The organism is Azospirillum canadense (genome assembly GCF_025961225.1).
GTDB lineage: Bacteria > Pseudomonadota > Alphaproteobacteria > Azospirillales > Azospirillaceae > Azospirillum > Azospirillum canadense.
Window position 1 is genome coordinate 371,618 of the sequence record NZ_JAOQNG010000001.1, and the last position, 11,733, is coordinate 383,350.

Genomic DNA, 11,733 nt, shown 5'->3' on the forward strand with positions numbered 1-11,733 from the left:
CTGGGGGCAAGGATGAAGACCGCAAGTTGGACGTTCCAAGGTTGGAGGACGCTGTTTTGGATAGCACCGGCCCTCGCGATGCTCGCGTCGGTGTGTACGGCGGCGGGCGCCGACGCGGGGGAGCTTCGCGCAACCGTTCGGAACGTCAAGCCCCAACAGGGCAAGCTGTGGGTGGCCTTGTACGAAAGCGCGGAGTCCTACAAGGCGGACCGCCGTTTCGCCGGGCAAATCGTCGATCCGGCAGGGCCGGAGGTCACGGTCTTGTTCAGCGGGTTGGCGCCGGGGCGCTATGGTCTGGCGGTTTTCCAGGATCTGGACGGCGACTCGACGCTTGGCAAATCCATGCTGGGCATCCCGACGGAGCCCTACGGCTTCAGCCGCGACGCCAAGTCCGGCGCCTTCGGCCCGCCCGGCTTCGACGCGCTGGCCGTGACGGTGGAGGGGGCGGCCCCCACGACCACGACCGCCACACTCACGGACTGAGCCGCTGGGCCAATTCCAGCAGGATGCCGTCCGGGTCGCGCAGGTAGCACATGCGCTTGCCCTTGGGCAGGATGGAGCGGGGAACCTCCACCACGGCGCCCACCGGCGTGGCGCCGGCGCGGATGGCGCGTTCCCGCACCGCGTCGATGTCGTCCACGGTGATGGCGAAATGCCCAATGCCGACATCGTCTATCCCGCCCGGGCCGGGTTGCTGCGTCGGGAACGACAGCATCTCGATGCGCAGGCTGTGGTCCGCGTTGACCAGGATCGCGCAGTCGGCCACGGCGCCATGGGTGCCGCGGATGGCGTCGAACCAGTCGCCGGACAGCGTCTGGCGCAGCATCAGCGTCAGGCCGAAGGTTTCGCCGTAGAAACGGATGGCGCGGTCCAGGTCGCGCACGCTGATGTTCACATGGTCGAAGCTCGTCACGGGGCCTGTCCTCATACGGCGCTGGTGCGGGCGGACTGTTCCAGGGTCTTGATGTGGGACAGGCCGGGCAGGATTTCCGATTTCACGAACTCCATGCGGCGGTTGGGGCCGCCGCCGCCGCGGGCGAAGCGCGCCTTCCACAGGTCCATCTTCACCGCCAGCCCGCACAGCACGCCGCCGATGGTGACGTGGTGCGACGCGATCAGCTCCCGGATGGAATGGAAGGTCTCGGCGTTGATGTCGCGCCAGAAGTCCTTGGACCGGTTGTCGAAGCTTTCAAACCGCCCAGTGATGGAGGTGGAGATGTCGGTCAGGTCGCGGGAGATCTCGTCCAGCATGCGCATCTGCCGGGCGTCGCGCTTGACCTCGATGGAGTTGCGGATCTCGGCCATCCAGGACAGGAATTTCTGGATCTCCGGGACGATGTCGTCCAGGCATTTCTTGAAATAGGCCAGCGACAGGAAGACGTCGCCGTATTCCTCCAGGAACTTCGGGATCTCGTGAAGCTCGATGTCCAGCCGGTCGGCCATCATGCGCAGGTTGCGCAGCGCCTCTTCCCGGTTGGGGTTGGCGAACATGGCGATGATGTCGGTGACATCCTGCACCTGCATGTCCACCGACCCGTAGACGTGCTCGACCAGCGGGCGCGTGAAGACGCGCATGTAGTTGGTCAGTTCCTTCTTCTTCTTGTCGGACAAGGTCAGCGACTGGACGTTGTTGACGTCGATGTTCAGCCGGCGCAGCTCGATGCGGGAGGTGTAGACGTCGAAGCTGGAGGCGGCGGCGATCTTCTCGATCTTCACGAGGTCGCGTTCCACCTCGTCCTTGTAGGATTCGAAATAGACGGCGACGTTGCGCGGTGCAATCTGGCCGCTGCCGGTCTGCACGTCGTGGAACATCTCGACGACGGTCTGCAGGCGGACGTTCTTGATCAGGCGGGCGTGCTGAAGACCGGGCGTTTCCAGCGGGATCGTGGACAGCGGCATGATGTGCAGGCTGTCGCGCGCCTCGTCCTCCCACGCCTTGCGCCGGGACGCGTCGCCGCGGGACTTGGGGGTGGCCTCCGCCACGTCCTCGTCCGTCCCCTGTCCGGCCGCACCGTGACCGTCGTCCACCTGTCGTCTCCCAGAAACAGCCAGCCCGAAAAAATACCTCTTTTTCGCTCCCAAGATAAATTGTTTCACCGACGAGGCAAGGCCGCCGGTCGGGTCCGGTGCCGATGTCACGCGCCGATGTCACGCCGGGTGGCTCCGAATGAAAAAGGGCCGGCCCGCGTCGGCGGACCGGCCCTTTCGGTTAAGCGCGGCGGCGTCAGTGGACGCGAACGCTGGTCAATGAACGCTGAGGGGCTCCATGTCGTTCTGGCGGATGGTGGCGAAGGCCACGTCGCGCTCCGGCAGGACGGTCAGGGGCGTGCCGTCGGCAGCGTGGACGGAGAAGGCGGGCGCGCCCTCCACCTCCACGGGGCGGACGTAGGCGACGTGGTCGACGCCGAAGGCCGCGAAGTCCTGCGGCGACAGGTGACGGAGGATGGCGGCCGCCTCGTGCAGGGTGGCGGTCTTGGTGGTGCTCGGCGAATTCATGATGCTGTCCCTTCGGACGAGTCGGACGGAAATGGATGAGGATGAGCCTTAGGAGCGGCTATCCCTCGGACCGGTCTGGCGCGACGTCGATGGTCTGCGGTCCCGCCGTGCCGCTGGCCGACTGGCTCGGCTGCTCGATCTTGATGGTGCGGACCTTCGGTTCCGGCATCGGGCGCTTCAGGTCGATGTTGAGCAACCCGTTGTCGAGCGAAGCCCCGACCACCTCGATCCCCTCCGCCAGGACGAAGCTGCGCTGGAACTGGCGCGCGGCGATGCCCCGGTGCAGGTAGATGCGCGACCGGTCGTCGGTCTGGCGGCCGCGGATGACGAGCTGGTTGTCCTCGATCTGGACGGACAGGTCTTCGGAGGTGAAGCCGGCCACGGCGAGCGTGATGCGCAGCCCTTCGTCCCCGATCTGCTCGATGTTGTAGGGCGGGTATCCCTCGGCGGAATTCTTGGCGATGCGGTCAAGCGTGCGCTCGAACTGGTCGAATCCCAGGAGCAGCGGACTGTTGAAGAGCGAAAGGCGTGTGGTCACGGCGCATCCTCCTCGAGAGGCGAGCGAGTTGCACATAAGGGCCCGTCTCCGGCGCCCGGCTGGCGTGGCGGCCCGAGGGGGATCGGCGCCGCCTGATCATAGATTGGGGTATGCGGCGCGGCGGTCAAGACGCTGTGTCGCCGCAATGCACGACGAAGCGCGCCCGGAGGCGATGCCCCCGGGCGTTTCCATCGGATGTTCCAGGCCCGTCCAGTTCAGGCGGGCGTGGTCGGGGCCGGCGCAGATGAAGCTGGCGCGGTGAAGACGAAGCGCCGGCTCGACCAGTAGTTCCAGGCGAAGGTCGCCACCGTGGCGGCGACCTTGGCGACCAGCGGGTGGACGGCCGGGACGAGCAGCCCGACCACGAGACTCGACAGCGCCAGGCCGACCAGGTTGAAGGCCAGGAAAACCGGCAGGCGCCGCGTCAGCGGGGCGGCGTCGCGCCGGACGCGGAAGGTCCAGCTCCGGTTCAGCAGGAAGCTCGACAGCACGCCGACGCCATAGCCGCAGGCGTTGGCCAGCAGCACCGGCGTGCCGGGCACCGCCATCAGCGCCAGGAACACCGCGAAGTCGACGCCGGTGTTCAGCAGGCCGACCAGCGCGAAGCGGACGGCTGTCCAGGGTATGGCCGTCCGGAGGCTGCGCCGCACCGGCCCGCTCATCCGCGCGCTTCGATGCGCGAGAAGGCACCGGCCGCCGCGGCGATACCGGTCCCGATGTCGTTTCCGACCGGCACCGGCGGCACGACCGCACCGGCGACGGGCGCGCCGGCGAGGTCGGGATGGCGGGCGACGCTCTCCACGATGTAGAGCGGCCGGTGCTTGGTCTCCATGTAGAGCCGGCCGAGATATTCGCCCAGCACGCCCAGGATCAGCAGCTGCGTGCTGCCCAGCACGAGCGTCACGACCATGACGCTGGTCCAGCCGGGCACCGTCTCGTGCTGCGCCCAGCTGAACAGGGCGTAGCCCAGCGCCAACACCGCGCAGACCGCGAAGAAGAAGCCGATGTAGGAGGCGGCGCGCAGCGGCTTGATGGAGAAGCTGGTGATCGCGTCGACCGCGAAGCGGATCATCTTGCTGAGCGGGTACTTGGTCGTCCCGGTCAGGCGCGCCTGGCGGTCGTAGGGCAGGGGCTCCTGCTTCAGTCCGATCCAGCTGACCATGCCGCGGATGAAGCGGTGCTGCTCCGGCATGGCGTTCAGCACTTCCAGGGCGCGGCGGCTCATCAGGCGGAAGTCGCCGGTGTCCTTCGGGATCTCGATGTCCACCAGCCGGTCGAGCACCCGGTAGAACAGCGCCGCGGTGCCCTTCTTGAACCAGGTCTCGCCGTCGCGCGCCGTGCGGGTGCCGTAGACCACGTCGGCCCCGGCGTCCATGCGCGCCATCATCGTGCCCAGAAGCTCCGGCGGGTCCTGAAGGTCGGCGTCGATGATCAGGATGCGTTCGCCCCGGCACACGTGCAGGCCGGCGGTCAGCGCCAGCTGGTGCCCGTGGTTGCGTGACAGGCGCACCCCGGTGACCGCCGGATCGTCGCGCACCAGCGCGGCGATGCGGCCCCAGGTGTCGTCCCGCGACCCGTCGTCCACCAGCACCAGCTCGTAATCCGAGCCCACTTCGGCACGGCAGGCCGCGCTGACGCGGCGGTGCAGTTCACCGACTCCTTCGGCTTCGTTGTAGCAGGGGACCACCACGGACAGTCGTGGACCCCCGGCAACGGCGTGCTGCATGTCCTTCTCCCGTCGAGCCCCCCGTGGAGGAGGGCGCATCGTTGGACGACGCCGGCGCGGTACCGCCGGCATTCCATCTTCGCAACGGGATTTCCGGCCCTTTTGCCACGCCAGAATTCCGGAGTACCCCGGTCATGGGGCGCCGCTTCCCCGCTCCGGCGGGGACGCCCTGCCCGCTGTGCGGTGTATCCCCGGCCTTTCCGACGATGGTGCGCGCGATGGGGGCACCCCGGCCGGGCAAACCCCGCCGACGCTCCATCCTTTCTTCCAGGCCGGCTTTCTTCCAGGCCAGGACCGCGGCGCGACCCTTGCAGGAAAGGCGGGTCGGGGGCGGCGTCGCCCCGGTCGTCCGGGACGGTGGCTCCGGGCCTCCGGGAAAGCGCTGTCCGCAAATGCGAAATTGCGTCGCACGATGCAAACGGCGCCCTGTCGGCAACCGGAGCGCCGGCAACCGGAGCGCCGGACATCAGAGTGCCGGAAACCAAGGAGCGGCGGCCCCGCCGTAACCGGGATGGACATGCTGACGACGGAATTCATGCTCGGCCTGGCGCAGAACATCGGCCTGTTCGCCGTGGTCGTCATGGCGTTCCTGCAGATCCGCGCGCGCGCGCCGTCGCCGACGTCGCTGCTGGCGCAGGCCCTGCTCGGCCTGCTATTCGGCGGGGCGGCGATCCTCGGCATGGTCGACCCGATCCGCGTCGCCCCCGGCCTGTTCGTCGACGGGCGCAACGTCATCGTGGCGCTGGCCGGTCCCTTCGCCGGCCCCGCCGGGTGCGTCGTGGCGGCGCTGGCCGCCGGCGGCTTCCGCTGGTGGATGGGCGGAGCCGGCGCCGTCGCCGGTGTGGCGTCGCTGGCCGGGGCGTCGCTGGTCGGCATCGCCTTCCACGCCATCGCGCGGCGCCGCGGCGAATTCACCACCGGCCACCTGTTGGCGCTCGCCGTCGCGGTGGCGGTGGCGTCTCCCGCCAGCTTCGCGCTGCTGCCGGACGACCTCGGCCGGCAGGCCTTGCGGGCGGTGCTGGTGCCCTTGCTTCTGGGCAACCTGCTCGGCACGCTGATCCTCGGCACCATGCTGCGCAAGGAGCGGCAGCGGCAGGACCTCACCCAGGCGCTGGCGGAGAGCCAGCGACGCTTCGCCGCGACCGCCGCGAACGTGCCGGGCGGCGTGTACCAGCGGGTGCTGACCAGCGACGGGCGGCTCGTCTACCCTTATGCCAGCCCCGGCGTCTTCCAGGTCTTCGGCGTTCCGGAAGCCCACCCGATCACGGTCGCCCTGCTGAAGGCCAGCGTCCACCCGGACGATTATCCGGGCCTGATGGCGTCGGTGATGCAGTCCGCCACGACGCTGGAGCCCTGGACCCACGAGTTCCGCGTGATCCGCGCCGACGACGGAAGCGAGCGCTGGCTGCGCGCGACCAGCCGCGTCTACCGCCGCGAGTCGGGGGAGGTGGTGTGGGACGGCATCATCCTCGACGTCACGGACAGCAAGCGCAACGAACAGGCGCTGATCCAGGCGCGGGTCGAGGCCGAGCAGGCCAGCCGCGCCAAGGCGGAGTTCCTGGCCGCCATGAGCCACGAGATGCGCACCCCGCTGAACGGCATCCTGGGCTTCACCCAACTCCTGCTCGACGGCGAGCTGTCGCCCTTGCAGCGCCGGCAGGCGACCCACGTGCGCGACGCCGGCCGCTTCCTGCTGACGGTGATCGACGACGTGCTGGACTTCTCCCGCATCGAGGCCGGGCGGCTCGACCTGCACGCCGTCGATTTCTCGCTGCGCGACCTGGTCGCCAGCTGCGAGGCGGTGCTGCGCCCGGACGCCGGGCGCAAGGGGCTGGCTCTGCACGTCTCCGTGGCGCCGGACGTGCCGGGCTGGCTGCGCGGCGATCCGGACCGGCTGCGCCAGGTGATCCTCAACCTGCTGGGCAACGCGGTGAAGTTCACCGAGCACGGCAGCGTGGCGCTGAGCGTGGTGAAGACGGCGGACACCCCCGACGGGACGAGCCTGACGGTCAGCGTCGTGGACACCGGGATCGGCATCGCCGAGGACCGGCAGGGCGAGCTGTTCCAGCGCTTCAGCCAGATCGACCGCTCGCGCGGGGGGACCGGCCTCGGCCTCGCCATCAGCCGCCGGCTGGTCGAGGTGATGGGCGGGGAGGTCGGGGTGCGGAGCCGTCCCGGCATCGGCTCCACCTTCTGGTTCACCCTGACGCTTCCGGCTTCGGCGCCGCCCGCCGACCGCGCCAACCCCTGCGCGCCGGAACTGCGGGCGCCGCGCAGGCCGGCGCGGATCCTGCTGGTCGAGGATCTGCCGATGAACCGCGAGCTGGCGGTTTCCATGCTGGCCGCGGTCGGCCACCGGGTGGACACGGCGGCCGACGGGCGGGAAGCGGTGGAGGCCGTGGCGCGCGGCGGCTACGACCTCATCCTGATGGACGTGCAGATGCCGGTGATGGACGGGCTGGCCGCGACGGAAGCCATCCGGGCGCTGCCCCCGCCGCAGGGGAACGTCCCCATCCTGGCCATGAGCGCCAGCGCCCTGCCGGCGGAGGTCGCGCGCTGCGTCGCCGCCGGCATGGACGGGCACGTCGCCAAGCCCATCGACCGCGCGGCCCTGCTGGACGCCATCGACCGCCGCCTGACGGCGCGTCCAGCCGCGATTCCGTCCACTCCGAATCCGCCCCAGCCAGGTCCGCTGATGGCGGTCCTCGACCTGGACCACCTCCACAGCATGCGCCGCGATATCGGGGAGGACGCCCTGGCCCGCCTCGTCGACTGCTTCCTCGCCGAGCTGCCGGGGCGTCTCGCCCGGCTGGAGCGCCCGGCCGACGATCCGGACGGCGCCGCCTTCGAGGCGCACGCGCTCATCTCGCTGGCCGCCAACGTCGGGCTGGCGGAGCTGTCGGCGCTGTCCCGGCAGCTGCACACCGCGATCCGCGCCGGCCGCCGGGACGAGGCCGAGGCGCTGGCGGTTCGAGTCGCCGCCTCCGCGGCCGCGGGCGTCTCGGCGCTCCGCCGTGCGCTTGCCCCGCCGTCTCCGCAAGCGGTCGGAGGCTGACGCGGACCGAGGGAAACCGAAGAAGAGCGCTGCAAAGCGACGAAGTCACTTGCGGTTGCGGGGGTGGGGCCTCCATACTCTCCGCCGGCGGCGTCTTCATCGCCTTTGGCGTGCGGGAGCTGACGAACACCGGTGCGGATCTGACGGACTTCGGCAATGGATGATGCAATCCCGGCAGCGGCGGAGCCTTGCGTGCCCCCGCCTTCGCGGCTGCGCCCGTTGCTGCTGGCCACCGTCGGGCTGATCGCCCTGTTCGCCATCGGGTTCTGGGCGGCGGTCACCCTGGCCGACCGCGACGAGGCGATCCGCCACGCCCGCGAAAAGACCGAGAGCGCCGCCCGCCTGATGCAGGAGCATGTGCGGCGGACGGTCGCCACCAGCGACCTCGTCCTCCAGCGCGTGCTCGACCGCGTGCGCCAGCGGGGTTTGGACGGCATCGGCCGCGACCGCGCCATGTGGCAGGAAATGCGGACGATGGCCGACGACATGCCGGAAATCGCCTCCATCTGGATCCACGACGCGGACGGGGCGGCGCTGCTCAGCACCCGCCAGTTCCCCGCCCCGCCGCAGAGCAGCGCCAACCGGTCCTACTTCCGGGCGCACCGCGACGGTGCCGACTTCAACGTCGGGGAGCTGATCCAGGGCCGGCTGACCGGCAAGGCCACCTTCACGGTCAGCCGGCGCATCGGGACGCCCGACCAGTTCCAGGGCGTCAGCCACGTCGCCGTGGACATGGACTATTTCCGCTCCTTCTTCGAAAGCCTGGACCTCGGCCGCCTGGGGGCGGTCGCGCTGTTCCGCGAGGACGGCACGCTGCTCGTGCGCTTTCCGGAGGTGGAGCCGGGCCGGCGCGTCGACAGCCCGGACCTTGTCGGCCGCGTCCGGCAGGCCCCGTCCGGCACCTTCGACGCGGCCTCGGGCCTGGATGGGGTGGAGCGCATCATCTCCTACCAGCGCGTGCCGTCCCTGCCGCTGCTGATCCTGGTCGGCGCGTCCAAGGACGAGGTGCTGGCGGATTGGCGGGAACGCGCGGTGCGCAGTGGGATGCTGGTGCTGCTGGCTCTCGTCTCCAGCGCCGGGCTCGCCCTGGCGGCCGCGCGCAGCCTGGCGCGGGAGGAGGTCGGGCGCCGCCGCCTGGCCGAGGCCAACGCCGACCTCGACGTCACCGCGCGCAGCCTGGAGCAGGCCAACCGGGCCTTCGCCGGGGCGAACCGGCGGCTGAACCTGATCCTGCAATCGGCGTCGGAGGGCATCTGCGGCGTCGACCGCGACGAGCGGATCACCTTCGCCAACCCCGCCGCCTGCGCGATGACCGGCTACACGAACGAGGAGATGCTGGGCCGCAGCCTGCACCTGCTGATCCACCACACGCGCGCCGACGGCACCCCGGCCCCGACCATCGATTGCCCCGTGTTCGAGGTGCTGCGCACCGGCGAAGCGCGCGGCGGGCTGGAGGACATCTACTGGCGCAAGGATGGCAGCAACTTCCCGGTGGAGTTCGCCACCTCCCCCATGCTGGAGGGCAGCCGGGTGGAGGGCGCGGTCGTCGTCTTCCACGAGATCGCCGAGCGCAAGCGCGCGGAGGAGGCCCTGCTCCAGGCCAAGACGGTGGCGGAGGCGGCCAGCCGCGCCAAGAGCGAGTTCCTGGCCAACATGAGCCACGAGATCCGCACGCCGATGAACGCGATCCTCGGGCTCGTCCACCTCCTGCAACAGACCGAGCTGTCGACCCGCCAGCGCGACTACGCGCAGAAGATCCGCATCTCGGCGCAGTCGCTGCTGGGCATCCTGAACGACATCTTGGACTTCTCCAAGGTGGAGGCCGGCAAGCTGGAACTGGAACGGGTGGACTTCCGCCTGGACGACCTGCTGCAGAACCTGGCCGTGATCCTCGGCGCCGCCGCCCAGGACAAGGACATCGAGGTGCTGTTCTCGGTGGCGCCGGAGGTGCCGCTTGACCTCGTCGGCGACCCGCTGCGGCTTCAGCAGGTGCTCATCAACCTGGCCGGGAACGCCATCAAGTTCACCGAGGCGGGGGAGGTCGTGGTGTCCGTCCGCGCCGTGGAGGTGACGGACGGGCGGGCGGTGCTGGCCTTCTCCATCCGCGACACCGGCATCGGCATCGACACCGCCCAGCGGGAACGGCTGTTCCAGGCCTTCAGCCAAGCCGACAGCTCGACCACCCGGCGCTACGGCGGCACCGGCCTGGGGCTGGCCATCTGCACGCGGCTGGTCGCACTGATGGGCGGCGCCATGGACGTGGAAAGCCAGCCGGGCCAGGGAAGCGACTTCCACTTCACCGCCGTGTTCGGCCGGGAAACCGTGCCGGCGGAACGTCCGGTCCGCGCTCGCCCGGTGCCGCGCGGCCTGTCGGTGCTGGTGGTGGACGACAACCCGACCGCCCGCGCCGTGCTGGGTGAACTGGTGTCGAGCTTCGGCTGGCGGGCGGAGGTCTGCCAATCGGGCGCCGAGGCCATCGCCGAGCTGGAACGGGCGACGGCCGCCGGCCGTCCCTACGACATCGTGCTGATGGACTGGAAGATGCCGGGCCTGGACGGCATCGAGACCACCCGCCGCATCCGCGAGGACGGGCTGGTCAAGGCGCCTGTCATCATCGTCGTGTCCGCCTTCGGGCGCGAGCGGATCGGAACCCTGTCGGACACGCTGGGGCTCGGCGGCGCGCTGGTGAAGCCGGTGACCGCCTCCGCCCTGCTGGACGCGGTCACCGACGCCTACGGTGCCGCCGGCGGAGTGGTTGCGGAGACGGTCGGCGTGCCGCCCGCCGGGCCCGCCCCGCGGCTGCAGACGGGACGCCCTTTGGCCGGTCGCCGCCTTCTGCTGGTCGAGGACAACAGCATCAGCCAGGAGGTCGCGCGCGAGATCCTGGAGCGCGCCGGCGCTCGCGTGTCGGTGGCCGGAAACGGCCGCGAGGCCGTCACCCGCGTGGAGGAGGCCGACCCACCCTTCGACGTCGTGCTGATGGACGTGCAGATGCCGGAGATGGACGGTTTCGAGGCGACGCGCCGGCTGCGCGCCGGGCCGGCCGGGCACGGCCTTCCCATCATCGCCATGACCGCCAGCGCCCTGCCGTCGGACAAGCAGCGTTGCCTGGACGGCGGCATGGACGACCACATCGCCAAGCCGATCGACGTGGACGAGCTTTTCGCCGTGCTCGATCGTTGGATCGGGGGCCCCCAGATCGGAGGCCGTCCGACTGGTGATCGCCGGAAGGGGCGGCCGGTGCCGGCTCCGCGGTCGGCCGCCTCCCTGCCCGACCTGCCCGGCATCGACACGGGCGACGCGCTGCAGCGGCTGGACAACGACGTGGTCCTGTTCCGCCGCTTCGTCGGCGACTTCGCCCGGACCTACGGCAAGACGCCCGACGCCATCGCCGACGCGCTGGCGGTCGGCGACCTCCCGCGCGCCAAGTCCCTGGGGCACGAGCTGAAAAGCGTGGCCGGCAACATCGGCGCCCGCCGCCTGTCCGGAGCCGCCGACGCGGTGCAGATCGCCGCCTACCACGGGGACGCGCCGGCGGCGGAATGCCAGGTGCCGATCCTGCGCGCGGAGATGGCCGCGGTGCTGGAGTCCGCCGCCCGGCTGGCCCGGCCGGATGACGGCGCGCCCGCCGGCGCCCGGGCCGGTGCGGTCTCCGGCGCATCGCCGGCCATGGCGGCGACGCTCGACCGCGCGGCGCTGGAACCGATGCTCGACCGCTTCGGCCACCTGCTGCGCGACAGCAACTTCGCGGCGGCGGAGGAGTTTGCGGCGCTGGCCCCGGCCCTGGCCGGCAGCGTCGACCCGACCACCCTGAAGGCCCTGTCGAGCGCGGTGGACAGCCTGGATTTCGCCAAGGCGCAAGGCATATTGCGGCGCATCGCGGGCGATCTCGGCCTGCAACTGACGACGTCCTGAGGC

Annotated in this window: 9 protein-coding genes; 3 read left to right on the top strand and 6 right to left on the bottom strand. The window is 70.5% G+C overall.

Translation table 11 applies throughout. The features are described from left to right. The first annotated feature begins 78 nt into the window (after positions 1-78). A complete protein-coding gene (locus M2351_RS01755) occupies positions 79-483 on the top strand; it encodes a DUF2141 domain-containing protein (RefSeq protein ID WP_264654448.1) in 405 nt (134 codons plus the stop codon). Here M2351_RS01755 and M2351_RS01760 read toward each other — a convergent pair. From M2351_RS01760 to M2351_RS01785, 6 genes are all read right to left on the bottom strand, one after another. Further along, positions 473-913, bottom strand: a complete 441-nt coding sequence (locus tag M2351_RS01760; RefSeq protein WP_264654449.1) for a VOC family protein — start codon at positions 911-913, stop codon at positions 473-475. The genes M2351_RS01755 and M2351_RS01760 overlap by 11 nt on opposite strands. An 11-nt stretch (positions 914-924) precedes the next feature. Beyond that, a complete protein-coding gene (locus M2351_RS01765; protein ID WP_264656820.1) occupies positions 925-1,983 on the bottom strand; it encodes a hypothetical protein in 1,059 nt (352 codons plus the stop codon). 261 nt (positions 1,984-2,244) lie between these two features. Then, positions 2,245-2,496, bottom strand: coding sequence for a DUF1150 domain-containing protein (locus M2351_RS01770; RefSeq protein ID WP_264654450.1), 252 nt, complete (start codon positions 2,494-2,496; stop codon positions 2,245-2,247). 58 nt (positions 2,497-2,554) lie between these two features. After that, complete coding sequence (locus M2351_RS01775; RefSeq protein ID WP_209770171.1) at positions 2,555-3,034, bottom strand: Hsp20 family protein; 480 nt, start codon at positions 3,032-3,034, stop codon at positions 2,555-2,557. 215 nt (positions 3,035-3,249) lie between these two features. After that, positions 3,250-3,696, bottom strand: coding sequence for a GtrA family protein (locus M2351_RS01780; RefSeq protein WP_264654451.1), 447 nt, complete (start codon positions 3,694-3,696; stop codon positions 3,250-3,252). Continuing rightward, positions 3,693-4,760 (bottom strand): glycosyltransferase family 2 protein, encoded by a 1,068-nt coding sequence (locus M2351_RS01785; protein WP_264654452.1) that lies wholly within the window; start codon positions 4,758-4,760, stop codon positions 3,693-3,695. The genes M2351_RS01780 and M2351_RS01785 overlap by 4 nt, the downstream gene beginning before the upstream one ends. Positions 4,761-5,277: 517 nt before the next feature. Here M2351_RS01785 and M2351_RS01790 point away from each other — a divergent pair. Both M2351_RS01790 and M2351_RS01795 read left to right on the top strand, forming a co-directional pair. Next, positions 5,278-7,815, top strand: a complete 2,538-nt coding sequence (locus M2351_RS01790) for a hybrid sensor histidine kinase/response regulator (protein WP_264654453.1) — start codon at positions 5,278-5,280, stop codon at positions 7,813-7,815. A 192-nt stretch (positions 7,816-8,007) separates the two neighbouring features. After that, positions 8,008-11,730, top strand: coding sequence for a response regulator (locus tag M2351_RS01795; RefSeq protein ID WP_264654454.1), 3,723 nt, complete (start codon positions 8,008-8,010; stop codon positions 11,728-11,730). The last annotated feature ends 3 nt before the right edge of the window (positions 11,731-11,733 follow it).

Bases quoted from the DNA above. Each gene is read 5' to 3' on its own strand.
- M2351_RS01755 (WP_264654448.1), top strand. From the start codon at position 79: ATGCTCGCGTCGGTGTGTACGGCGGCGGGCGCCGACGCGGGGGAGCTT.
- M2351_RS01770 (WP_264654450.1), bottom strand. From the start codon at position 2,496: ATGAATTCGCCGAGCACCACCAAGACCGCCACCCTGCACGAGGCGGCC.
- M2351_RS01780 (WP_264654451.1), bottom strand. From the start codon at position 3,696: ATGAGCGGGCCGGTGCGGCGCAGCCTCCGGACGGCCATACCCTGGACA.
- M2351_RS01785 (WP_264654452.1), bottom strand. From the start codon at position 4,760: ATGCAGCACGCCGTTGCCGGGGGTCCACGACTGTCCGTGGTGGTCCCC.
- M2351_RS01790 (WP_264654453.1), top strand. From the start codon at position 5,278: ATGCTGACGACGGAATTCATGCTCGGCCTGGCGCAGAACATCGGCCTG.